Source organism: Bradyrhizobium sp. BR 10261, from assembly GCF_019455395.1.
GTDB classification, from domain to species: Bacteria; Pseudomonadota; Alphaproteobacteria; order Rhizobiales; family Xanthobacteraceae; genus Bradyrhizobium; species Bradyrhizobium manausense.
The window spans coordinates 96,144-119,877 of record NZ_JACOFQ010000005.1; the positions used below are offsets into that span (position 1 = coordinate 96,144).

18 protein-coding genes are annotated in these 23,734 nt (G+C 64.6%); 16 read left to right on the plus strand and 2 right to left on the minus strand.

Annotated features, from left to right (window positions below):
- Positions 1-140: 140 nt before the first annotated feature.
- The 4 genes from cysS to HYH07_RS07300 all read left to right on the plus strand — a co-directional run bounded on the left by cysS (position 141) and on the right by HYH07_RS07300 (position 4,142).
- Positions 141-1,538 carry a cysteine--tRNA ligase gene (gene cysS / locus HYH07_RS07285; RefSeq protein ID WP_220001862.1) on the plus strand — a complete coding sequence of 466 codons (1,398 nt, stop codon included), beginning with the start codon at positions 141-143 and terminating at the stop codon, positions 1,536-1,538.
- Positions 1,538-2,029 (plus strand): GNAT family N-acetyltransferase, encoded by a 492-nt coding sequence (locus tag HYH07_RS07290; RefSeq protein ID WP_220001863.1) that lies wholly within the window; start codon positions 1,538-1,540, stop codon positions 2,027-2,029. Before cysS ends, HYH07_RS07290 begins: the two co-directional genes overlap by 1 nt.
- Complete coding sequence (cimA, locus tag HYH07_RS07295; protein WP_220001864.1) at positions 2,026-3,624, plus strand: citramalate synthase; 1,599 nt, start codon at positions 2,026-2,028, stop codon at positions 3,622-3,624. Before HYH07_RS07290 ends, cimA begins: the two co-directional genes overlap by 4 nt.
- Before the next feature lie 140 nt (positions 3,625-3,764).
- Positions 3,765-4,142 carry a VOC family protein gene (locus HYH07_RS07300; protein WP_220001865.1) on the plus strand — a complete coding sequence of 126 codons (378 nt, stop codon included), beginning with the start codon at positions 3,765-3,767 and terminating at the stop codon, positions 4,140-4,142.
- Here the strand turns inward: HYH07_RS07300 and HYH07_RS07305 are convergent, their stop codons facing one another.
- The gene (locus HYH07_RS07305) at positions 4,143-4,748 is read right to left on the minus strand and encodes a TIGR00730 family Rossman fold protein (protein WP_057758407.1); all 606 of its coding nucleotides are present in this window, start codon (positions 4,746-4,748) and stop codon (positions 4,143-4,145) included. It lies immediately after the preceding gene.
- Positions 4,749-4,952: 204 nt separating this feature from the next.
- Here HYH07_RS07305 and HYH07_RS07310 point away from each other — a divergent pair, with 204 nt between their 5' ends.
- The 12 genes from HYH07_RS07310 (at position 4,953) to HYH07_RS07365 (ending at position 19,210) form a co-directional block, all read left to right on the plus strand.
- Positions 4,953-6,908, plus strand: a complete 1,956-nt coding sequence (locus HYH07_RS07310) for an ABC transporter ATP-binding protein/permease (protein WP_220001866.1) — start codon at positions 4,953-4,955, stop codon at positions 6,906-6,908.
- Positions 6,909-6,982: 74 nt separating this feature from the next.
- The gene (locus HYH07_RS07315) at positions 6,983-7,687 is read left to right on the plus strand and encodes a phosphatidylserine decarboxylase (RefSeq protein WP_312016654.1); all 705 of its coding nucleotides are present in this window, start codon (positions 6,983-6,985) and stop codon (positions 7,685-7,687) included.
- Positions 7,688-7,775: 88 nt separating this feature from the next.
- Complete coding sequence (locus HYH07_RS07320) at positions 7,776-8,657, plus strand: phosphatidylcholine/phosphatidylserine synthase (RefSeq protein WP_220001868.1); 882 nt, start codon at positions 7,776-7,778, stop codon at positions 8,655-8,657.
- Positions 8,658-8,777: 120 nt separating this feature from the next.
- Entirely contained in the window at positions 8,778-9,497 is a 720-nt protein-coding gene (locus tag HYH07_RS07325) for an RraA family protein (protein WP_220001869.1), read from the plus strand.
- A gap of 100 nt (positions 9,498-9,597) precedes the next feature.
- Positions 9,598-10,422, plus strand: coding sequence for an SDR family NAD(P)-dependent oxidoreductase (locus HYH07_RS07330; RefSeq protein ID WP_220001870.1), 825 nt, complete (start codon positions 9,598-9,600; stop codon positions 10,420-10,422).
- Positions 10,423-10,634: 212 nt separating this feature from the next.
- Positions 10,635-11,408: a motility protein A gene (locus HYH07_RS07335; protein ID WP_057759060.1), complete on the plus strand. Its 774-nt coding sequence runs from the start codon at positions 10,635-10,637 to the stop codon at positions 11,406-11,408.
- 25 nt (positions 11,409-11,433) lie between these two features.
- On the plus strand, positions 11,434-12,264 hold the full coding sequence (locus HYH07_RS07340; RefSeq protein ID WP_220001871.1) for a flagellar motor protein MotB: 831 nt from the start codon (positions 11,434-11,436) through the stop codon (positions 12,262-12,264).
- Between the two features lie 173 nt (positions 12,265-12,437).
- Positions 12,438-14,336, plus strand: coding sequence for a potassium transporter Kup (locus HYH07_RS07345; RefSeq protein ID WP_220001872.1), 1,899 nt, complete (start codon positions 12,438-12,440; stop codon positions 14,334-14,336).
- A gap of 154 nt (positions 14,337-14,490) precedes the next feature.
- Complete coding sequence (locus HYH07_RS07350; protein WP_220001873.1) at positions 14,491-16,419, plus strand: potassium transporter Kup; 1,929 nt, start codon at positions 14,491-14,493, stop codon at positions 16,417-16,419.
- A gap of 158 nt (positions 16,420-16,577) precedes the next feature.
- Positions 16,578-16,904, plus strand: a complete 327-nt coding sequence (locus tag HYH07_RS07355; protein WP_026202463.1) for a rhodanese-like domain-containing protein — start codon at positions 16,578-16,580, stop codon at positions 16,902-16,904.
- A gap of 8 nt (positions 16,905-16,912) precedes the next feature.
- Positions 16,913-18,091 carry an aminotransferase gene (locus HYH07_RS07360; protein ID WP_220001874.1) on the plus strand — a complete coding sequence of 393 codons (1,179 nt, stop codon included), beginning with the start codon at positions 16,913-16,915 and terminating at the stop codon, positions 18,089-18,091.
- 6 nt (positions 18,092-18,097) lie between these two features.
- A complete protein-coding gene (locus HYH07_RS07365) occupies positions 18,098-19,210 on the plus strand; it encodes a polyamine ABC transporter substrate-binding protein (RefSeq protein WP_220001875.1) in 1,113 nt (370 codons plus the stop codon).
- A gap of 153 nt (positions 19,211-19,363) precedes the next feature.
- Here HYH07_RS07365 and HYH07_RS07370 read toward each other — a convergent pair whose 3' ends face one another.
- On the minus strand, positions 19,364-23,695 hold the full coding sequence (locus tag HYH07_RS07370; protein WP_220001876.1) for an autotransporter domain-containing protein: 4,332 nt from the start codon (positions 23,693-23,695) through the stop codon (positions 19,364-19,366).
- Positions 23,696-23,734 lie beyond the last annotated feature (39 nt).

The window sequence follows — 23,734 nt, forward strand, 5'->3', positions numbered from 1 at the left end:
ATGTCGCCGATGAACGGTCTCCTCGCCATCTGCATTATTTGCCGCGAGATTACGAGCTAGCGATTCGCTGGCTGGAGCCGTCTTTTCTCAAAACACATTGAGAGTACTGGACGCCCGGCCAACAGCCGATGGGTATCCATATGGAATTGCGTCTTCACGATACGCTGACCAGAGAAAAGCGGCCCTTTGTGCCGCTCGATCCGAACAACGTCCGCATGTATGTCTGCGGACCGACCGTCTATGACTTCGCCCATATCGGCAATGCGCGGCCGGTGATCGTATTCGACGTGCTGTTTCGGCTGCTCCGCCGTCTCTACGGCGAGTCCCACGTCAAATATGTCCGCAACATCACCGACGTCGACGACAAGATCAACGACCGCGCCGCGCGGGATTTTCCCGGCCTGCCGCTGAACGAGGCGATCCGCAGGGTCACCGAGCAGACCGGTAAGCAGTTTCACGCCGACGTGGACGCGCTTGGGTGCTTGCGGCCGAGCGTCGAGCCGCGCGCGACCGAGCATATCGGCGAGATGCGCGAGATCATCGAACGGCTGGTCAAGGGCGGTTTCGCCTATGTCGCCGCGGACCACGTGCTGTTCTCGCCGCAGGCGATGAACGCGGTCAATGACGGGCTGCCGCGCTATGGCGCGTTGTCGAAGCGTTCGCTGGACGAGATGATCGCCGGTGCCCGTGTCGACGTCGCACCCTACAAGAAGGATTCGACCGACTTCGTGCTGTGGAAGCCGTCCAAGCCCGGCGAGCCGTCCTGGCCGTCGCCATCAGGCATCAAGGCTGAGGGGCGTCCGGGCTGGCACATCGAGTGCTCGGCCATGGCCTGGAAGCATCTCGGCGAGCAGTTCGACATCCATGGCGGCGGCATCGATCTCGTGTTTCCGCATCACGAGAACGAGATCGCCCAGACCTGCTGCGCCTTCCACCAGCAGCGCATGGCGAACACCTGGATGCACAACGGCTTCCTGCAGGTCGAGAGTGAGAAGATGTCGAAGAGCCTCGGCAACTTCGTCACCATCCACGAGCTGCTCAAGGACTGGCCGGGTGAAGTGCTGCGCCTCAACATGCTGAAGACGCACTATACCTCGCCGATCGACTGGACAATGAAGTCGCTGGAGGAGAGCGCCAAGACGCTCAACGATTGGTATCGCTTTGCGGCTGACGTTGCGCCGTCCGAGCCCGCGGCGTCTGTGGTCGACGCGCTGCTCGACGATCTCAACACGCCGCAGGCAATCGCGGCGCTGCATGGTCTGCGCAATACGTCCGATGCGGCAGGCCTTTCGGCCTCGCTGCGTCTGCTCGGCTTCCTGTCCGAGAGCCTGGCGCAATGGGAAGGCCGCAAGCGCGAGGCGAGCGGCGTCGATGCCGGCGAGATCGACCGCCTGATTGCGGAGCGCACGGCTGCGCGCGCGCGAAAGGATTTCAGGGAATCCGATCGCATCCGCGACGAGCTCGCCGCCAAGGGCGTGGTGCTCAAGGACGGCAAGGATGCCGACGGCAAGCCGGTGACGACCTGGGAGCTGGCGTGATGGCACAAGCGCATCCCAAACCAGGCTTGCGGCCGTTCCTGCCGGCCGACGTGCCGATGCTGGCCGCGATCTTCGCTGCCAGCATCGAGGAATTGACCGGTGACGACTACAGCGAGGCGCAGCAGCATGCCTGGATGGAGATGGCGGAGGACGAGGAGTTCGGCAAGCACCTCGCGTCCGACCTGACGTTGGTGGCGACGCTCGACGGCTCGCCGGTCGGCTTCGCCTCGCTGCGCGGCGCCGACCATATCCGCATGCTCTATGTGCACCCGGCCGTGGCGGGGCAGGGTATCGCAACCCTGCTGGTCGACGCGCTGGAGAAGCTTGCCGGCGGCCGCGGCGCCGCCAACCTCACGGTCGATGCCAGCGACACCGCCCAGAGCTTCTTCGCCAAGCGCGGCTACACGGCCCAGCAGCGCAACAGCGTCACCGTCAACGATGAGTGGCTCGCCAACACCACCATGAAAAAGACGCTCGGAGCGACGCAATGAGTAAGGAGCGCCTCTATCTGTTCGACACCACGCTGCGCGACGGCGCGCAGACCAACGGCGTCGATTTCACCCTGGCCGACAAGCAGGTCATCGCTGACATGCTCGACGATCTCGGCATCGACTATGTCGAGGGCGGCTATCCCGGCGCCAATCCGCTCGACACGGAGTTCTTTGCCTCCAGGCCGAAACTCAAGCATGCGCGCTTTACTGCGTTCGGCATGACACGGCGGGCAGGGCGCTCGGTCTCCAACGATCCTGGCGTCGTCGGGCTGCTGGAGGCGAAGGCTGACGCGATCTGTTTCGTGGCAAAGTCTTCGGCCTACCAGGTGCGCGTCGCGCTGGAGACGACGAAGGAGGAGAACCTCGCCTCGATCCGCGACAGCGTCGCGGCGGCGAAGGCTGCGGGCCGCGAGGTCATGCTCGACTGCGAGCACTTCTTCGACGGCTACAAGGAAGATGCCAGCTTTGCACTGGCCTGCGCCAAGGCGGCCTTCGATGCCGGCGCGCGCTGGGTGGTCCTGTGCGACACCAATGGCGGCACCATGCCGCACGAGGTCGAGACCATCGTCGCCGAGGTGACAAAACATATCCCCGGCGACCATATCGGCATCCACGCCCATAACGACACCGAGCAGGCGGTGGCGAATTCGCTGGCCGCGGTGCGCGCCGGCGCGCGGCAGATCCAGGGCACGCTGAACGGCCTCGGCGAGCGCTGCGGCAATGCCAATCTCTGCTCACTGATCCCGACGCTGAAATTGAAGAAGGAATTTTCGGACGCCTTCGAGATCTCGGTGACGCCGAAAAAGCTGGCGACGCTGGTCAAGGTCTCGCGCACGCTCGACGACATGCTCAACCGCGTGCCGAACCGCCATGCGGCCTATGTCGGCGAGAGCGCCTTCGTCACCAAGACAGGCATTCACGCCTCCGCCGTGCTGAAGGATCCGCAGACCTACGAGCATGTGCTGCCTGAACTGGTCGGCAATCACCGCAAGGTGCTGGTGTCGGACCAGGCCGGCCGCTCCAACGTCATCGCCGAGCTCGATCGTGCCGGCATCGCCTATGAGAAGAGCGATCCGAAGCTGACGCGACTGGTCGAGGAGTTGAAGGAACGCGAGGCGCAGGGCTACGCCTATGAATCCGCCAATGCCTCGTTCGACCTGCTGGCGCGCCGGACGCTCGGCAAGGTGCCGCATTATTTCGAGGTCGAGCAGTTCGACGTCAATGTCGAGCAGCGCTACAACGCGCTCGGCGAGCGCGTCACCGTGGCGCTCGCCGTGGTCAAGGTCGACGTCGCCGGCGAACGCCTGATCTCCGCCGCGGAAGGCAACGGTCCCGTCAACGCGCTCGACGTCGCGCTGCGCAAGGATCTCGGCAAATACCAGAAATACATCGAGGGCCTGACGCTGATCGACTACCGCGTCCGTATCCTCAATGGCGGCACCGGCGCGGTGACGCGCGTCTTGATCGAGAGCGAGGACGAGAACGGCGACCGCTGGACCACGGTCGGCGTGTCCCCGAACATCATCGACGCCTCGTTCCAGGCGCTGATGGATTCGGTGATCTACAAGCTCGTGAAGTCGGGCGCCCCGGCGTAACCCCCACGACGGCTGTCATACCCCGCGAAAGCGGGGTATCCAGTACGCCGCGGCTTCTCCGTAACGCCGCGGCGTCTCGGAGTACTGGATCGCCCGGTCAAGCCGGGCGATGACAGCGGAGAATGAGGAGAGAGCAAGTCATGATCGACCATATCTCCGTCGGCGTCAGCGAGCTCGAGCGCTCCGCAAAGTTCTATGAGGCCACGCTCGCCGCGCTCGGGCTCACGCGCCTCGTCACCCGGCCGCGCACGGTCGGCTTCGGCAAGGCCTATCCTGAATTCTGGATCAATCTGCGCGAGGCCATGCCGCCCGTCCCCCCGGAGAGCGGCGTGCATATCTGCCTGCGGGCGAAGACGACAGGTGAGGTCGATGCATTCCACGCTGCTGCGGTTGCGAACGGCGGCGCCTCCGACGGCGCGCCGGGCCTCCGTCCGCACGACCGCGTGCGCTATTACGCGGCCTTCGTCGTCGACCCCGACGGCAACCGGATCGAGGCGGTGACCTTTCCGCAGGACTGATTACAGCTTGCGCGCGACTTCCGGCGCCATCTGCTTTTCCGTCTCGGCGATCTGCGCCGCAGCCGCCTTCAGCTTCGGCAGGATGTCCTCGACGCGATCGGCCTTGAGGATGTCGACCGAGAGGCCGGCGCGGATGAACTCGGTCTGGCGCATGTGCGACAGCAGCGAGAACAGCGGCTCCCAGAAATTATCGATGTTGGCGAGCAGCACCGGCTTGGCGTGCCGGCCGAGCTGCTTCCAGGTCAATTGCTCGACCAGCTCCTCCAGCGTGCCGACGCCGCCCGGCAGCGCCACGAAGGCGTCGGAGCGCTCGAACATCAGCCGCTTGCGCTCGTGCATGTCGGGCGTGACGATCATTTCCTGCACGCGCGTCAGCGCATTCTCGCGCTTGCGCAGGAATTCGGGGATGATGCCGGTGACGGTGCCGCCGTGGTCCAGCACTGATGTCGCGACCGAGCCCATCAGGCCCAGCGAGCCGCCGCCATAGACCAGGCGGATATTGTTCTCGGCCAGCGCCTTGCCGAACGCTTTGGCGCCTGCGGTGAAGTGGGGATTGGTTCCGGGGCCGGAGCCACAATAGACACAAACAGTTTTAATGGTGCTCATTGGTGTCATGATGCATTGCAGCGAAGTGGCGTCAAGCCCTTCAGGTGATTCGGACTACCCGGAAATCTACCGGTAAACGGCGACAAACAATCGAAGATTCGCCATCTGGCGGGGTGCTTTGGCATCGGGAAGTCTCTATATGAGGGGCGCACAAATCGTTAATCGCAGCGCCGCCCGCATTTGGTGGGCTTTCAGGCTTTCTTGATGGACCAACCTCAATCGCTAGACGGCACCGACGTTCCTGCTTCCGCTGCCGGACCGCTGGAGCGGGCCACGCTGATGGGCACGCTGGCGCATCTGTGGCCCTATATCTGGCCGAGCGACCGCTTCGACCTGAAGATGCGGGTGGTCTGGTCGATGGTGCTGCTGCTCGCGGCCAAGTTGATCACGCTGACGGTGCCGTTCAGCTTCAAATGGGCAACCGATGCGCTCACCGGGGCCAACACGGCGCCGGTGCACGCCGGCAACTGGCACCTCTGGGTGGTCGCATCGCCGCTGCTGCTGACGGCGAGCTACGGCCTCATGCGGATCGTGATGGCGGTCCTGACGCAATGGCGCGACGGCATCTTCGCGCGCGTCGCCATGCATGCGGTGCGCAAGCTCGCGAACATCACTTTCATCCATATGCACGAGCTCTCGCTGCGTTTTCACCTCGAGCGCAAGACCGGCGGCCTGACGCGCGTGCTCGAGCGCGGCCGCGCGGGCATCGAGGTCATCGTGCGCATGGTGATCCTTCAGCTGATCCCGACCATTGTCGAGGTCTCGCTGCTGATGGCGGTGCTGCTGTGGCAGTTCGACTGGCGCTACGTGGTCGCGACGCTGGTCACGGTGGCGGTCTACATGTACTACACCTACGTCGCGACCGAGTGGCGGATCGGCATCCGCCGCAAGATGAACGATTCCGACACCGACGCGAACACCAAGGCGATCGACTCGCTGCTCAATTACGAGACCGTCAAATATTTCAGCGCCGAGGCGCGCGAGGCGCAACGCTACGACCGCTCGGTCGCGCGCTACGAGGAGTCGAGCGTCCACGCCTACACCTCACTCGCCGTGCTCAACACGGGGCAGGCTGTGATCTTCACGCTGGGGCTGACCGCGACGATGCTGATGTGCGCGATCGGCGTGCGCAACGGCACCAACACGGTCGGCGATTTCGTGCTGGTCAACGCCATGATGATCCAGCTGTACCAACCCCTGAATTTCATGGGCATGGTCTATCGCGAGATCAAGCAGGCGATCATCGACATCGAGAAGATGTTCAACGTGATCCACCGCGAGGCCGAGATCAAGGACGCGCCCGGTGCGCGGCCGCTGGTCGTTTCCGCCGGCACCGTGCGCTTCGAGGACGTGCGCTTTGCCTATGAGCCGAACCGGCCGATCCTCAAAGGCATCAGCTTCGAGGTGCCGGCCGGCAAGACGGTGGCGATCGTCGGCCCGTCCGGCGCCGGCAAGTCGACCATCTCGCGCCTTCTCTTCCGCCTCTACGACGTCTCCGGCGGCAAGATCCTGATCGACGGCCAGGATATCCGGCAGGTCACGCAAGCGAGCTTGCGCGCCTCGATCGGCATGGTGCCGCAGGACACGGTGCTGTTCAACGACACCATCCGCTACAACATCCGTTATGGCCGCTGGGATGCTGATGATGCCGAGGTCGAGGAAGCCGCTAGTCTTGCGCAGATCGACCATTTCATCCGCATGGCGCCGATGGGCTACGACACCCAGGTCGGAGAACGCGGCCTGAAATTGTCGGGCGGCGAGAAGCAGCGCGTCGCGATCGCGCGCACTGTGCTGAAGGCGCCGCCGATCCTGGTGCTTGATGAGGCGACGTCGGCGCTCGACACCCACACCGAGCATGAGATCCAGGGCGCGCTCGACCGCGTCGCGAAGAACCGCACCTCGCTGGTGATCGCACACCGCCTCTCGACCATCGTCGGCGCCGACGAGATCATCGTGCTGGACCAGGGCCGCATTGCCGAGCGCGGCACCCATGCCAGCCTGCTCGCACAGGACGGTCTCTACGCCAGCATGTGGAACAGGCAGCGCGAGGCCGAGGCCGCGCGCGAGAAACTGGCCCGCATGGCCGACAGCAGCGAGGCGCCCAACCGGGAGCCGCCGCCGGTCGAGGACGCCCTCGCGGCGCAGGCGGCCGCGGAGTGAGCTTGTCTCCGGTCCCAACTCTGGCCTAAACAGGCCGGCGCGACGACCCGTGCCACCAACCCCTCCAGCGGCAGATAGCGATGTCCATTCTCGATTCGATCCAGCGTCAGATCCCGCCGATCCACAAGGAGGGCTATCCCTTCATCGGCGGCTTTGCGCTGGCAAGCCTGGTCCTGTTCTGGCTGTGGTCGCCGCTGGGATGGATCGGCACGATCCTCACCGTGTGGTGCGCGCTGTTCTTCCGCGATCCCGTTCGCGTGACGCCGCAGCGCGACGGGCTCGTGGTGTCGCCGGCCGACGGCCGCGTCTCGATGATCACCATGGCGTTGCCGCCGGCCGAGCTTGGCCTCGGCGACCGGCCGCTGCCGCGCATCTCGGTGTTCATGAGCGTGTTCAACTGCCATGTGAATCGCGCTCCCGTCGCGGGCAGGGTGGACCGCATCGCCTATCGGCCGGGCTTGTTCATCAACGCCGAGCTGGACAAGGCGAGCGAGGACAATGAGCGCAATTCGCTCGTTATCTCGACGCCGCAGGGCCGCATCGGCGTGATCCAGATCGCGGGCCTGGTGGCCAAGCGCATCGTCTGCTTCGTTAGGGAAGGGCAGGCGGTCGGTGCCGGCGAGCGGTTCGGCCTGATCCGCTTCGGCTCGCGGCTCGACGTCTATCTGCCGGTCGGCACCAAGGCGCTGGTCTCTGAGGGGCAGACAGCGATTGCGGGCGAGACCATCCTGGCCGACCTCACCGGCGACGACCCCGGGCGCACTTACCGCGCCAATTGACCAAGACGCCGCTGTCCGGGGGCCTTCCGCCGCAATGGCGGAGGGGAGCACGGCTTGCTATATCTCGCCCAGAGGTAAGGACGAGCCAATGACGCCCTACGACGACCGAGATCCAGATATTCGCCGCCGGCGGTTCCGCCCGATCCCGGTGCGGATGCTGGTGCCCAATGTCATCACGCTGCTGGCGATCTGCGCCGGGCTGACGGCGATCCGGCTCTCGATCGAGGGGCGGATGACGCTGGCCGTCTACGCCATCGTGTTCGCGGCCGCGCTCGACGGCATCGATGGCCGCATCGCGCGGCTGATCAAAGGTCAGTCCAAGTTCGGTGCCGAGCTCGACAGCCTCGCCGACTTCGTCAATTTCGGCGTCGCCCCGGGACTGATGCTGTACTTCTGGCAGCTGCACGAGCTCGGCAATGCTGGCTGGATCGCGGCCATGGTGTTTGCGATCTCCATGTGCCTGCGGCTCGCGCGCTTCAACGCCACGCTTGATGATCCGAACAAGCCGGCATTCGCCGCCAATTTCTTCACCGGTGTGCCGGCGCCGGCCGGCGCCATCACCGTGATGTTGCCGATCTATGCGGCGTTCCTGGATCTCGGGCGTTGGCCCGCGGCTCTGACGGCCGGCTACACGCTGCTGATCGCCTTCCTGATGGTGTCGCGGCTGCCAGTGTTCTCAGGCAAGAGCATGCGCATGCGGGTGCCTCCCGAGCTCGTGCTGCCGGCGTTCGTCGCGGTGATCTTCTTCATTGCGCTTCTGATCAGCTATCCCTGGTATGTGCTGTCGATCGGCACGGTGCTGTATCTGCTTGCCTTGCCGCTCGGTTACAAATCCTACCGCGACCAGGCGCGCGCGATGCGGGCCACCCCGTCGCCCAGCGGCGAGGTCCCGTCGCCGCCGGCGGCGCCGACACTGACAAGCCTGTCCGAGCCGTCGCACGACGGCGACCGGCCCGGACGGCTGCACTGAGCGATCGCACGCGGATATCTGCCATGAGGGCACCTCGGTTGGGTTGAGGCCCGATCTCGGCTATATCGCCCTGTGTCGGCGGCATCGCGTCAATCAGCCGCCAATCTGGGAGAGAACGCCGTGACCAATTCCGCGACCGGGCCGCTGCCCGCTTCCGTCCTCGAAGCGCTGGGCCGCTATGACACGCCGACGATCTGCAATGCCATGGAGATCGTGGCGCCGGAGCGCCGCCTGATCGGCTACACCACCAAACAGTTGGTCTGCCCGTTCCCGGATCTGCCGCCGATCGTCGGCTATGCCCGCACGGTTGCGATCCGCTCGGTCCTGAAATCCTCGCTCCCGGCCGAGGAGCAGTCGAAGCGCCGCATCGAATATTATGAGTATGTCGGAACCGGCCACGGTCCGCGCATCTCGGTGATCCAGGACATCGACGGCCCCGACGTCGGCTACGGCGCGTTCTGGGGCGAGGTGCAAAGCAATGTGCACAAGGCGCTCGGCTGCCTGGGCGTCATCACCGACGGCTCGATTCGCGACATCCCGCAATGGGCTCCTGGTTTCCAGGCACTGGCCGGTTCGATCGGCCCGTCGCATGCATGGGTGCATGCCGAGAGCTTCGGCGGCGAGGTGCGCGTCGCCGGCATGACCGTGAGGTCGGACGATCTGATCCACGCCGACCGGCATGGCGCCATCGTGATCCCGCTCGACGTTGCTGCGAGACTGCCTGAGGCCGCCGAGCTCTGCGGCCGCCGCGAGACGCCGATCCTCGAGATCGCGCGCAGCCCCGACTTCTCGCTGGAGAAGCTCAAGGCCGCGCTGAAACGCTCGGCGGAGATCCACTAAGGCGCAATGATCATCGCGCTTTAGGTTTTTCCCTTGAGCATGATCTCGTCGGAAAACCGCTTCACACTTTTCCGGATCATGCTCTGGCCTGGAGTACACCATGGACATGCGCGGCAAGACGGTGCTGATCACAGGCTCGACCGATGGTGTCGGACGCTATGTTGCAACCCGCCTTGCCGCCGAAGGCGCTGATGTCCTGATCCATGGCCGGAGCGCTGAGCGCGCAAAGACGCTGATCGACGAGATCGTGAAGGCCGGCCACGCCGCGCCGACCTTCTATCAGGCCGATCTATCGTCAATGGCAGGCACGCGCGAGCTTGCGGCGGCTGTGATCCGTGACCACAAACGCCTGGACGTCCTCGTCAGCAACGCCGGCATCGGCTCGCAGAATGACGGGCCGCAACGGCAGGAGAGCCGCGATGGTCACGAGCTGCGCTTTGCCGTGAACTATCTCTCAGGCTTCCTGCTGGTCCATTTGCTGCTGCCGTTGCTGAAGGCCGCCGCGCCCTCGCGCATCATTAATGTCGCGTCCCTCGGCCAGCATCCGATCGATTTCGACGACGTGATGATCACGAAGGGCTATAGCGGCTCGCGCGCCTATGCGCAGAGCAAGCTGTCACAGATCATGTTCACGATCGATCTCGCGGAGGAATTGAAAAGCGACCGGATCACCGTGAACGCGCTGCATCCGGCGACCTATATGAACACCACGATGGTGCGCGCCGGCGGCATGACGCCGATGTCGACGGTGGAGCAGGGCGGCGCGGCGATCCTGCATCTGGTCGAGGGCGACGACGTTGCCGCTCGAAGCGGCCTGTTCTTCAACGGCATGAACGAGGCACGCGCCAATCCGCAGGCCTATGATGCCGATGCGCGCCGCCGCCTGCGCGCGCTCAGCCTGGAGTTGACGGAACTGTCGTCCTGACGCGCCTCAATTATGGTTAGCAAAGTGTTGAGATTCATGTCGCAGAACGGCAAAGCCACGATTGTTCCGTCGCGTTGCGCCGCTCGGTCGCATCGGATGAACTTAACCTTTACGCGGCTTTAAGGGCGCCACTCTAGGGTTTCCGATGCGGTTCGGGTTGGGCCGTGCCAGCGGCCAGGATGGCCGTTGTTGCGTTCGCGTTGGAGTCTGCCATGGATATCATGACCGGCGTGGGCCTTGTGGTGGGCTTTGGCGTCATCGCCACCATGATGCTCTTGGGCGGTGATCTCCACATGTTCATCTCCGAACATGCGATGATCATCATCTTCGGTGGCTCGACCGCGGCGACCATGATCCGCTTCCCGCTGTCCGCGCTGATGCACGGCCTGCCGCTCGGCGCCAAGTTCGCCTTCACCATGAGCCGGCTGTCGGCGCACGACCTCGTCGACGAGCTTGCCCGCATCGCCGAGATCGCCCGCAAGCAGGGCCCGGTCGGCCTCGAAAAGGTCGAGACCGACGAGCCGTTCCTCGCCAAGGGCATCCGCTACGTCGCCGATGGCTACGACCTCGACTTCATCCGCGACAATCTCGAGCGTGATCGCGACAACTTCCTCATGCACCTCGACGAGGGCAGCAAGATCTATCGTGCCATCGGCGACTGCGCCCCGGCGTTCGGCATGATCGGCACCCTGATCGGCATGGTGCAGATGTTCGCGAACATGACCGACCCCTCCAAGCTCGGCCCGTTCATGGCGACCGCCCTGCTCGCGACGCTGTACGGCGCGCTGGTGGCGAACCTGTTCTGTCTGCCGATCGCCGACAAGCTGCACGGCAAGCTGCTCGACGAGGAAACCAACCGCACGCTGATCATCGACGGCATCTTGATGATCCGCGACTCCAAGAGCCCGACGCTCGTGCGCGAAATGCTGCTGGCCTATCTGCCGGAGAAGCATCGCCACGCCGAAGGCGAGCCGGTGCCGGCATAAGGCTGCCCGGTCCGGATATCGAGATATGGCCAAGAAGAAGCGCGGCGATGCTCACGGAGGCGGTCACGGCTGGTTCGTGACCTTCGCCGACCTGATGGGACTGATGATGAGCTTCTTCGTGATGCTCGTCGCATTCTCGACCCAGGATGCCAACAAGCTCAAGGTCGTCGCAGGCTCCATGCGTGACGCCTTCGGCGTCCAGAGCGAGGCGCGCTACGCCGGCATCGTCGAGTCCGACGGTCTGCCGACCCGGCCGCGGCTGAAGAACGTCGATCACATCGAGCCCGAGGACGCCTCCAACACGCCGACGCCGGACCAGGAAGATCGCGACCGCACGCAGGGCGCGAAGATGAAGATCGATCGCAATTTTGCACTGGCCGCGGCCTCGTTGCGCCAGGCGCTGCAGGACATGCCGGAACTGACCGAAATGTCCAAGCACGTCATGTTCGAGGAGACCAAGCAGGGCCTCAACCTCGAGATCGTCGACCAGGACGGCCGCTCGATGTTCGCGGATGGATCCAAGGTGCCTTACGATCGCACCCGTCGCCTGATCGAGAAGCTCGCGGTCCCGCTCAAGGCCACGCCCTTGCGCGTCTCGATCGCGGGCCACACCGCGGCCGGCTTCGTGCCGACGCGCAGCGACTATGGTGCCTTCGACCTGTCGGCCGATCGCGCCAACGCGGTGCGCCAGATCCTCGAGCGTGAGGGCCTGCCGCCGTCGCACATCTTTGCCGTCTCCGGCAAGGCGGATACCCAGCCGTTGTTCCCGGACGATCCATCGCTTGCGGCGAACCGCCGCGTGACCATCACTCTGATGCGCGAAGATCCGCCGCTGCCGCCGAACTTGAAGCCCTAGATTCCTTGCGCTACCATTTTACCTCACGCCGCCAGTCTCCATGCTGGCGAACGTGGCTGCGCCGTCACAGCATCTGCCGCGGCGCCTGCTATGGTGTCGGGCCGATTGACAGGCGCGCCTGAAGCGTCGAAAGGCGCCGGATCAATTCCAGGGACGAAACGTTTTCCACCCGCATGACGGCGAGCATCACACAGGCCGAGATCCAGGAGGGGCCGGTCACATCAGGTTTTTGGGCCCTCACGCTTGGGAGCATCGGTGTTGTCTTCGGCGACATCGGCACCTCGCCGCTTTACGCGTTTCACGAGGCGGTGAGGGGCGCGGCGCACGGCGCGCCGGTGACGCGGATCATGGTGCTAGGCGTATTGTCGCTGATCCTGTGGGCGCTGCTGATCGTCGTCACCGCCAAATACGTGTTGCTGCTGCTGCGCGCCGACAATAACGGGGAGGGCGGCACGCTCTCCTTGATGGCGCTCGGCCAGCGCGCGCTGGGGCGGCGGAGCTGGTTCCTGCTTGCGCTCGGCGTGGTCGGCGCCTCGATGTTCATCGGCGATTCCATGATCACGCCGGCGATCTCGGTGCTTTCGGCGGTCGACGGACTCAAGCTCGCAACGCCGGCGTTCGAGCACTATGTCGTGCCGCTCACGGTGCTGATCCTGGTGCTGCTGTTTGCGGTGCAGAGCAAGGGCACGGCGCTGGTGGCCTCGGCTTTCGGACCGGTGATGGTGGTCTGGTTCGGATGTCTCGCGGTGCTGGGCGTCATTCACATCGCCGACGACCCGTCGGTGCTGGCTGCGATCAATCCCTATTACGCGCTGCAATTCCTGCTGTCGCATGGCACGATCGGCCTGGTGACGCTTGGCGCCGTGTTTCTCGCCGTGACCGGCGGTGAAGCGCTCTATGCCGACCTCGGTCATTTCGGCCGCAAGCCGATCCAATCGGCCTGGATGTTCTTCGTGCTGCCCTCGCTGCTGATCAACTATTTCGGCCAGGGCGCGCTGGTGCTGTCCGATCCCGGCGCGATCGAGCATTCATTCTATCGCATGGTGCCCGAGCATCTGGTGCTGCCGCTGGTCGGGCTCGCGACTGCTGCGACCGTCATCGCGAGCCAGGCGGTGATCACCGGTGCCTATTCGCTGGTCTATCAGGCCGTGCAGCTCGGCCTCTTGCCGCGCTTCGAGGTGCGCTACACGTCGGAGACCCATGCCGGCCAAATCTATCTGCCGCGGGTCAACCGGCTGCTGCTGATCGGCGTGATGCTGCTGGTACTGCTGTTCCACACGCCCAGCAATCTCGCCTCGGCCTATGGCATTGCGGTCTCCACCACCATGGTCGCCGACGGCATCATGGGCTTTGTGGTGATCTGGAAATTGTGGAACTGGAAGGCTGCGACCGCTGCGGTGGTGATCCTGCCCTTCGTCATGGTCGACATCACCTTCTTCAGCGCCAATCTCCTGAAGCTGCTGGAAGGCGCCTGGGTCCCGCTCCTTTTCGGTGCGACGATGGCGGGGACGATCTGGACCTGGCGGCGCGGCTCGGCAATCCTGATCCAGAAGACGCGCCGGATCGAGGTGCCACTGGACGACCTGATCCGCAGCCTGGAGAAGCGGCCACCGCACGTCGTCAAGGGCACGGCGGTGTTCCTGACCAGCGATCCCGCTTTCGTGCCGACCGCGCTGCTGCACAATCTCAAGCACAACAAGGTGCTGCATGAGCACAACGTGATCCTGACGATCGAGACCGCGCACACGCCGCGGGTCGATCTCTCCGAGCGCTTCAAGATGGAGAAGATCAGCGAGAAGTTCTCCAAGGTGCGCCTGCGCTTCGGCTTCATGGAGCAGCCCAACGTGCCCAAGGCTCTCGCGATCGCGCGCAAGCAGGGCTGGCAGTTCGATATCATGTCGACGTCGTTCTTCGTGTCGCGGCGCTCGCTGAAGGCCTCGGCGCAATCGGGCATGCCGCTTTGGCAGGACCACCTGTTCATTGCGCTCAGCCGCTCGGCCAACGACGCCACCGACTATTTCCAGATTCCGACCGGCCGGGTGGTTGAAGTCGGAACCCAAGTCACCATTTGAGGGCAAATAGGACGCAATGGCGGACCTATGTGAATTTTGCATGCCAAGGGCCCAAAATCGGGCTAGGCTATGCCGGCAGCGCAGGACTATAAGCCGCGCGCTCTCTTCAGCCGTTGTGCAGTGAAGCATTTTTTAGAGGCCACCAGGCTCTCCCATGACAAGTGACGTAGCAGTTCCCGCCCCGGAAACGGCGGCGGCCAATGGGCGTGGCGACGCCCACACCACGGTCGGTTTCGGCGCGCTGACGCTCGGTAGCATCGGCGTCGTCTACGGCGATATCGGCACCAGCCCGCTCTACGCGTTTCGCGAGGCGGTGATGGCGGCATCGGGCGCGGAAGGCGCGCCCACGACGGTCGCCGTCCTCGGCGTCGTCTCGCTGATTCTGTGGGCGCTCGTCGTCGTGGTGACGCTGAAATACGTCGTGATCCTGCTCCGCGCCGACAATAACGGCGAGGGCGGCACGCTCGCCTTGATGGCGCTGGCCCAGCGCGCGGTCGGCACCGGCGGGGCGACCATCGTCCTCCTCGGTATCATTTCCGGCGCGCTGTTCTATGGCGATGCCGTGATCACACCGGCGGTCTCCGTGCTGTCGGCAATCGAAGGCATGAAGGACGTCACGCTGACATTCGAGCCTTACATCGTTCCGCTGACCGTCGTGATCCTGGTCGTCCTGTTTGCCGTGCAGTCGCGCGGCACGGCCCGCGTCGCGGCGTTCTTCGGACCCGTGATGTGCGTCTGGTTCGCGGTGATCGCGATCGCGGCGATCGGTCCGATCATCCGGCAGCCGCAGGTGCTGCTCGCGCTGAACCCGTTCTATGCCGTATCCTTCATGCTCCACCACGGCATTATCGGCTTCGTCACGCTGGGCGCCGTGTTTCTCGCCGTGACCGGCGCCGAGGCGCTCTATGCCGACCTCGGCCATTTCGGCAAGCGGCCGATCCAGACCGCCTGGCTGTTCGTCGTGCTGCCGTCGCTGGCGCTGAACTATCTGGGGCAGGGTGCTCTCGTGCTCGGCGATCCCGCCGCGATCGAGAGTCCGTTCTTCCAGCTATTCCCCCAAGGCTGGTTCCGCGGCGGCATGGTCGTGCTTGCCACCGCGGCCACCGTCATCGCCAGCCAGGCCGTCATTACCGGCGCCTACTCGCTGACGCGGCAGGCGATTCAGCTCGGGCTGCTGCCGCGCTTTGAAATTCGCCATACATCCGAAGCCCATTCCGGCCAGATCTTCATCCCGCGCATCAACCAGCTGCTGCTGGTTGCCGTGATCTTGATGGTCCTGTTGTTCCGCTCCTCCAGCGCGCTGGCCTCGGCCTACGGCATCGCCGTGACCGGCACCATGGTGGTCACCGGCTTGATGGGCTTTGTCGTGATCTGGAAGGCCTGGAAGTGGTCTCCGCTGGGAGCCGCGGCCCTGATCGCGCCGTTCCTGTTCCTCGACCTGACGTTCCTCGCCGCCAACCTGCTCAAGGTGTTCGAGGGCGGCTGGGTGCCGCTCGCGCTCGGCTCCCTCATGATCCTGCTGATGTACACGTGGCGGCGCGGCAGCCGGCTGTTGTTTGAGAAGTCGCGCAAGCTCGAATTTCCGCTCGCCGACCTCGTGGCGATGCTGGAAAAGCGGCCACCGCAGCGGGTCCCTGGAACCGCGGTGTTCCTGACCAGCGATCCCCTGAGCGCGCCGACCGCGCTGATGCATAGTCTGAAACACTACAAAGTGCTTCATGAGAAGAATGTCATTCTCACGATCGAGACCGCGCAGACCCCGCGCATCGATCCGGCCGAGCGCGTCCGGCTGGAGCAGATCTCGCCGACCTTCTCTAAGGTGACGCTGAAGTTCGGCTTCATGGAATCGCCCAACGTGCCGAAGGCCCTTGCCATCGCCCGCAAGCTCGGCTGGCAGTTCGACATCATGTCGACCTCGTTCTTCCTGTCGCGCAGGGCGCTCAAGCCTGCCGCCCATTCGGGCATGCCGCGCTGGCAGGACCGGCTGTTCATCTCGCTCAGCCGTTCGGCAAACGATGCCACCGACTATTTCCAGATCCCCTCGGGGCGCGTCGTCGAGGTCGGCACGCAAGTCACGATCTAGCGGCCGGATTCAAAGCCGCGCTTCAAGTCGCTGCGATTTAGCTTTAACTTGCGCAAGGCAGCTCAAGCCTTTGTAGCGCTTGATTTTCGCTTGCCGAGAGGCGAGGTTGCCGCCGGCCGGGATCACTCCGGCGAGCGACCCCGACTTTGGAGGATGATGTGGCAAATCAAGTACAGGATCTGACCCCGGACGAGGTCTCCAAGGGTGTCGCGGAAGGGCGCTATCTGCTGGTCGACGTCCGTGAGCCGAACGAGGTCGAGGCCGAGGCTTACCCGTACGGCGTGGTCGTGCCGCTCTCGACCTTCGATCCCAAGGCAATCCCTGATCCCCAAGGCAAGGACGTCGTGTTCGCCTGCCGCTCCGGCAAGCGCTCGGTGACCGCCTCGCTGGCGGCGCAAGCGGCCGGCCTGCCCTACGACAAGCATCTGGCCGGCGGCATGCTTGGCTGGAAGGCGGCGGGGCTTCCCAGCAAGGTCGGTGGCTGATCGGGTCGATGTCCAAAAGCTCTTCCCTGAACAAGGTCTTCGCCGACCTTCCTGTCACCATCTTCGAGGCGATGTCGCAGGCCGCGCGCGACAATGCCGCCATTAATCTCGGCCAGGGCTTTCCCGACGATCCCGGCCCCGAGGACATCCGCCGCGCCGCGGCCGACGCCTCGCTCAACGGCTACAACCAGTATCCGTCGATGATGGGCATCCCGGAGCTGCGCCAGGCGATCGCGACCCATTACAGTCACTGGCATGGCCTCAAGCTCGATCCGATGAGCGAGGTGATGGTGACCTCTGGCGGCACCGAGGCGTTGACCTCGGCGATCTTGGCGGTGGTGCAGCCCGGCGATGAGGTGGTCTGCTTCCAGCCGGTGTATGATTCCTACCTGCCGATCATCCGCCAGGCCGGCGGCATTCCGCGCCTGGTGCGGCTCGAGCCGCCGCACTGGCGACTCAATGAGGACATGCTGAAAAGCGTCTTCAATTCGAAGACCAAGGCGGTGCTGTTCAACAATCCCCTGAATCCGTCGGCGGTGGTGTATCCGCGCGAGGACCTCGAGCTCCTGGCACGGTACTGCCAGGAGTTCGACGTCATCGCGATTTGCGACGAGGTCTGGGAGCACGTCACCTTCGACGAGCACAAGCACATCCCGCTGATCACCATCCCCGGCATGCGTGAGCGCACCATCAAGGTGGGCTCGGCCGGCAAGATCTTCTCGCTGACGGGCTGGAAGATCGGCTTCGTCTGCGCCGCGCCGCCGCTGCTGCGCGTTGCCGCCAAGGTGCACCAGTTCCTGACCTTCACCACCGCACCGAACCTGCAGGCCGCCGTGGCCTACGGCCTCGGCAAGTCCGACGACTACTTCCTGTCGATGCGGAGAGACCTGACGCGGAGCCGGGATCGCCTGACCAGGGGCCTCGAGAGCCTCGGCTTCCCGGTGCTGAAGTCGCAAGGTACCTACTTCCTCACCGTCGACCTGTCGCCGCTCGGGCTCAACGAGAGCGATACCGAGTTCTGCTGGCGGATCGTGAAAGACTACAAGGTCGCGGCGATCCCGGTCTCGGCATTCTACGAGCAGGACCCTGTGACCTCGGTGGTGCGGTTCTGCTTTGCCAAGAAGGACCAGACGCTCGACACCGCGCTGGAGCGGCTGTCGGACGCGATACGCGGACGCAAGAGGTAGACAGAGATGACCAACGTCAGCCGGTCGAGGTTTCGCCTTGGTCTTGCGATCGCCGCGGCGCTGACGTTGCTCTCGCAAGGGGCGGGCGCCGAGGAGCGCGTCGTCAACTTCTACAACTGGTCGAACTACATGGCGCCGGATGTCCTTGAGAACTTTACCAAGGAGACCGGCATCAAGGTGGTCTACGACACCTTCGATGCCAACGAGACGCTGGAGACGCGGCTGATGGCCGGCAAGTCCGGCTATGACGTCGTGGTGCCCACGGCCTATTTCCTGCAGCGCCAGATCAAGGCGAACATCTTCCAGAAGCTCGACAAGTCGCAGCTGCCGAACCTCGCCAATGCCTGGCCGGTGGTGACGCAGCGCCTCGCCACTTACGACCCGGGCAACGTCTACGCCGCGAACTACATGTGGGGCACAACGGGCATCGGCTACAACGTCGCCAAGGTGAAGCAGATCCTCGGCCCCGACGCCAAGATCGACAGCTGGGACATCGTCTTCAAGCCGGAGAACCTCGCCAAGTTCAAAGAATGCGGCGTGCATATGCTCGACTCCGCCGACGACATCTTTCCGGCGGCGCTGAGTTATCTTGGGCTCGATCCGAACTCGACCAAGCAGGCCGACCTCGAGAAGGCCGCGGACGCCGTCGCAAAAGTCCGCCCGTCCGTGCGCAAGTTTCATTCGTCCGAATACTTAAGCGCGCTCGCGACCGGCGAGATCTGCTTCGTGGTCGGCTGGTCCGGCGACATCATGCAGGCCCGCGCCCGCGCGGCCGAGGCCAAGAGCGGCATCGAGATCGGCTACACCATTCCCAAGGAGGGCACGCAGATGTTCTTCGACAATCTCGCGATCCCCGCGGATGCCAAGAACGTCAAGGAAGCCTACGAGCTGATCAACTATCTCTATCGCCCCGACGTCGCCGCCAAGAACTCGGACTTTTTGTCCTACGCCAACGGCAATCTTGCCAGCCAAAAGCTGATCGACCCGAAGATCCTGGGCGACAAGAACATCTATCCTGATGAGGCGACGCTCGCAAAGCTGTTCGTCATCACCGCCCGCGATCCCGCCACCCAGCGCATCATCAACCGGCTCTGGACCAAGGTGAAGACGGGGCGGTAGAGGCTCGAGACCAGCCCCGACAAACCAAATTCGCTAAAACAACCCCATGCACAGTAGAAACGCCACCTGCGGATTGTCCGCGGTGGCGGTGCTTAAGTCGCGATCCGGCCTGGCTTAATCGGCGCGCGGGCGTAATACCGCGCGCAGCGCCTCCTACCACTCATACCGCACCGTGCCCTTGCCCGTGTAAGTCTGCGTGCTCTGGGAGAACTCGCCCTCGACCGTGCCCACGAGCGAGAAACCATTTTTCCATTTCATTTCCGCGCGGCCGCCGACCAGCGCGGAGTCGGCCGCCGGTTGCGCGCCGCTGACGGTGAACGCCGCACCGGGCAGCGTCTGGAAGGCGGCGCTGACGAGCCGGTTGGTATTGGTGTCGTGAGCCCAGGCGAGCCGACCGCGCAAGGTCAGCACGCCGTCGCTGACGAGGAAGCGCTGGTCGGTGCGGGCGCCGAGCTCGGTGCGGACATTCGTCGTGTCCTGCGCCGAGTAGGAGAGCGCGAACTGGTTGCTGCCGACGATCGCGCTCTCGCCGTAGCCGGGGAGGTGGAAGGTGGTGACTTGTGCGGCCGCGTAAGGCGTCACGCCGAAGGTAGAGGCGGGGATCGGTGCGAAGCGCCAACCGCCTTCCAGGCGGCCGGAGAAGGTGCTCGCCTTGAAATTCGCAGTGAGCTTATCGGTGCCTGACACCGTAACGGTGCGATCTGTCGTGACGTCCTGCCAGCCGTAGGCGAGTGCCGCGGAGAGGTAGGCTGGCCCGAATGTGTGGCGCCCGTAGAAGCCGGCCTGGAACAGATCGGCGCGGCCGCCGCCGAGACTGTCCGACAGCGTAAAATTGTAGCCAGCGCCGCCGAGGGCGAAGCCAAGCAGCGTGTTCGGGGAGACGCGATAGTCGGCGCCCACGACGGTGCCGTAGATGTGGCTGGTGGTGGTGGTCGAACCTGCCGCGGCGTTGCCGTTCAACGTGCTGGCACCGCCATAGCCGGAGGCCCAGACGCCCCAGCGGCGGTCGATGATTTCGCCGCTGGCCCCGCGGGGCGTCACCGCGGCGTAGGCTTCGCGCACCCTGGCGTTATCTGGTGCGGTGGAGGCGTAGCCTAGAGTCCCGCCGTCGCCAGCGCTTGCGCCGCGCTCGCCGTCGGTGCCGCCACCGCCAAACGGGTCGAGCATGCCGACGAACTGCTGCGTGGCGTTGAACGCGGCTTGCGTGCCGGCGGCGCCGGGCTGGCCGGAGACCTGGCTGAGCCCGTGGTTGAGCTGCGGCTGGCCCAAGTTGAGCAGCGCGTCGAAGCCGGCGGGCGGCGTCCCGCCGCCCGCGACGGCTCCGTTGATGGCGCCGGCCACGTTGCTCTGGTTGGCGCCGGTGACCGCCGGCAGCACGATCGCGCCGGGATCGAGCACGAGATAGACGTTGTTCGGATCGTAGGTGAGGTGCGGATTGCGCGCGGGGCTGAAGCTGCCGCTGACGCTCAGCCCGGCGAACTGCGTTCCACCGAGGCCGCCGCTCGCATTGAGAATGGTGTAGGTCTGGCTGCGGAAGCTGCCGGGGATCGCCACCGCCTGCACGGTGGCGCCGGTGAGCGTCGCGGTGCCCGAGACATTGGTCCGGTCGGCGGTGGTGGTGGAGACCTCGACCCGGTAGAAGCTGCCGGCACCGAAGGCGAGATTGCCGCTGACGGTCAGCGTGCCGACGGAATTGCCCGGCGCCAGCGTGCCGCCGCTCGCGATTGTCGTGTTGCCGACGGTGCCGGTGCCACTGAGCGTGCCGCCGGTGTTCACGGTGAGGCTGCTGGAGGATGCAATCGAGCCGTTTACCGCCAGCGTGCCGCCGTTCACGATCGTCGCGCCGATATAGGTGTTGATGCCCGACAGCGTCAGCGTGCCGGCGCCGACCTTGACCAGCGATGTCCCGGTCATGCTTCCGTCGCCGGTGAGGACACCGATGACATTGGTCGACAGATTGTTGCCGCCAACCGTCAGTTCCGCGCCGTTGAGATTGAAGCGGCCGTTGCCGGCGATAGAGCCGGCGCTGATCTTGCCGTCGCCGTTCAGGCCGCGGGTGATGAAGCCGAAGACGGCGCCGGACGTGGTGTTGGTGAGCCGCGCGTTGCCGGGCGTCGAGGCGTTGGTGAAAACCACGTTGCCGCTGTTGCTGATGATCGCATTGCCGGCCGTGGCGCCGTTGGTGAACCCCAACCCACCGTTGTTGTTGATGGTGGCGCCGCCGGCCGTGGCGCTGTCGGCGAATGTCAACAGAGAGTTGTTGCTGATGGTCGCGCCGCCGGCTGTGCTGGTATCGCCGAATTTCAAGTAGGCGTTGTTGGTGATCGTGGTGTTGCCGGCCGTGGCGTTGCCGATGAACGCCAACGTGCCGGTGGCAATCGTCAGGGCCGAAAGATTGGCTGCGCCGGCCAAGCTCAGCGCGCCGGCGCCGGACTTGGTCAGCGCACCGCCGCTGAGATTCTGGCTGATGACGAAATTGTTGGTTGCGTCAGCAATATCGAGCGTGCCGCCGCCGACCCCCAGGGTGATTGTGCGTGCGGTGGTGGTGAATGTCGTGCCTGATATCTGCAAGGTGCCGCCCTTGAAGGTCAGGCTGCCCGCGAGGTCGCCGAGATCGGCGTCCGAGGAGACGCTGACCGTGCCGCCGGCGAAGGTGGTGCCCCCGGTATAGGTGTTGGTGCCTGACAGCGTCAGCGTGCCGGTGCCCGTCTTCACCAGCGAACCACCGGCACCGCCGTAGGCGCCGCCATCGGCGATCACGCCGCTGACGGCGGTCGACGAATTGTTGCCGCCGACCGTCAGCTCGTTGGCGCCGAGACGGAAGATGCCGTTGCCGGCGATCGAGCCGGCGCTGAGCTTGTGGTCGCCGTTCGGGCCGGTGCTGCCGGAGAAGTCGAAGACGGCATTGGCGGCGTTGTTGATCAGCTGCGCATTGCCGGCGGTCGAATTCTCCCGGAAAGAGGTCGTTCCGCCGGCATTGTTGGTGATGACAGCGCTGCCGGCCGTCGAGCCGTCGCGGAAAGCCAGCACATTGGAGTTGGTAATGGTCGCGCTGCCAGCTGTGCTGTTGTGGAAGAATACCAGCGATCCAGTGTTGGTGAGAGTAGCGTGGTCTGCCGTGCTGTTTTGTTCGAAAGACAGGTAATTGTTGTTGGTGATAACAGCGTTTCCGGCCGTGCTGTTGCCCAAGAAAAACAGGTAGTAGCCGTTGGTGATGGTGGCGTTGCCGGCCGTAGCATTGTCGAAGAAATCGGCGATGCTCATGCCGCTGTTGGTGATGTTTGCGCTGCCCGCAGTGCTGGTATCGTAGAAATACAGGCGGTTATTGTTGCTGATGATAGTCGCGCTGCCCCCCGAACTCGAATTGCTGAAAATGAGGTTGCCGCTGTTGGTGATGGTGGCGGCCCCGGCGGTGCTCGTGTCGTTGAATTTCAGGACCCCACCGTTGGTGATGGTGGCGCTGCTGGCGCTGCTTGCGTTCTGGAAGAACGTGTGTCCGCCGTTGGAGATGCTGGTGATGCCGCTGGTGTCGGCGTTGAAGACGCTGAACGTGCCGCTGGCGCCGACGTTGACGGTCCCCACAATGGAGCCGACGCCGCCGGCACTGCCGAGCTGTAACGTGCCGCCGTTGATCGTGGTGCCGCCGGTATAGCTGTTGGCGCCCGACAGGGTCAGTATGCCGGTGCCGGTCTTGACCAGCGAGCCGCCGGCGCCCCAGATGATGCCGGTGACCTCGGTCGAGGCATTGTTGGAGCCGACCGTCAGCTCATTGGCGCCCAGGTTGTAAGCGCCGGCGCCCGCGATCGAGCCGGCGCTCAGCCTGCCGTCGCCGTTCGGACCGGTGCTGAGCGAGAAGTCGACGGAGCCTCCGGCGTTGTTGATGAGGGTGGCGTTTCCGGCCGTGCTGGCAGCGAAGAAACGCAGGTTGCCGCTGTTGGTGATGGTGGCGCTGCCAGCCGTGCTGGCGTCGTAGAAAGACAGAGTTCCGTTGACGTCGTTGGTGATGGTCGCGTCGCCTGCCGTGCTGTTGATGTTGAAGAACAGCACGGTGAAGCTGTTGTTGGTGATAGAGGCGGTGCCCGCCGTGCTGTTGCCAAAGAATTGCAGGAAGTCTTTGTTGATGATGGTGGCGCTGCCGCCGTTGACAGTGATGCCGGCGCCCGTGAAGTCTAATTCGTTATTGACGTTGAAGACGTAGTTCGAGGCGCCGGCATTGAAGGTCCAACCGCCGACGCTGGCGCTCGAAATCGCCAGGCTCGTGGTGTTCGAAGCGCCGAACGAGGCCGTGGCCGGCGGAACGAAGCCGCCGTCCCAGTTGGCGCCGTTGCCGTAATCGTTGCTGGTGGGCGAGGCGAGCCAGGTGCCATTCGACGCGGCGCGCGAGGGCCCGGCCGGCAGCGCCCAGGCCAGGGCCAGCGCCGACGACGTCAGCAGCGCGGCCCGCAGACGGCTGCCGGCTTTGAAACAATCTTTCCCGGTCTTCACCACTTCCCCCAACACGCAGGTCCCCGAGTCCTCGATGGG

Coding starts and splice junctions, on each gene's coding strand:
- cysS (WP_220001862.1), top strand. CDS start 141: ATGGAATTGCGTCTTCACGATACGCTGACCAGAGAAAAGCGGCCCTTT.
- HYH07_RS07290 (WP_220001863.1), top strand. CDS start 1,538: ATGGCACAAGCGCATCCCAAACCAGGCTTGCGGCCGTTCCTGCCGGCC.
- cimA (WP_220001864.1), top strand. CDS start 2,026: ATGAGTAAGGAGCGCCTCTATCTGTTCGACACCACGCTGCGCGACGGC.
- HYH07_RS07300 (WP_220001865.1), top strand. CDS start 3,765: ATGATCGACCATATCTCCGTCGGCGTCAGCGAGCTCGAGCGCTCCGCA.
- HYH07_RS07305 (WP_057758407.1), bottom strand. CDS start 4,748: ATGAGCACCATTAAAACTGTTTGTGTCTATTGTGGCTCCGGCCCCGGA.
- HYH07_RS07310 (WP_220001866.1), top strand. CDS start 4,953: ATGGACCAACCTCAATCGCTAGACGGCACCGACGTTCCTGCTTCCGCT.
- HYH07_RS07320 (WP_220001868.1), top strand. CDS start 7,776: ATGACGCCCTACGACGACCGAGATCCAGATATTCGCCGCCGGCGGTTC.
- HYH07_RS07330 (WP_220001870.1), top strand. CDS start 9,598: ATGGACATGCGCGGCAAGACGGTGCTGATCACAGGCTCGACCGATGGT.
- HYH07_RS07335 (WP_057759060.1), top strand. CDS start 10,635: ATGGATATCATGACCGGCGTGGGCCTTGTGGTGGGCTTTGGCGTCATC.
- HYH07_RS07340 (WP_220001871.1), top strand. CDS start 11,434: ATGGCCAAGAAGAAGCGCGGCGATGCTCACGGAGGCGGTCACGGCTGG.
- HYH07_RS07345 (WP_220001872.1), top strand. CDS start 12,438: ATGACGGCGAGCATCACACAGGCCGAGATCCAGGAGGGGCCGGTCACA.
- HYH07_RS07350 (WP_220001873.1), top strand. CDS start 14,491: ATGACAAGTGACGTAGCAGTTCCCGCCCCGGAAACGGCGGCGGCCAAT.
- HYH07_RS07360 (WP_220001874.1), top strand. CDS start 16,913: ATGTCCAAAAGCTCTTCCCTGAACAAGGTCTTCGCCGACCTTCCTGTC.
- HYH07_RS07365 (WP_220001875.1), top strand. CDS start 18,098: ATGACCAACGTCAGCCGGTCGAGGTTTCGCCTTGGTCTTGCGATCGCC.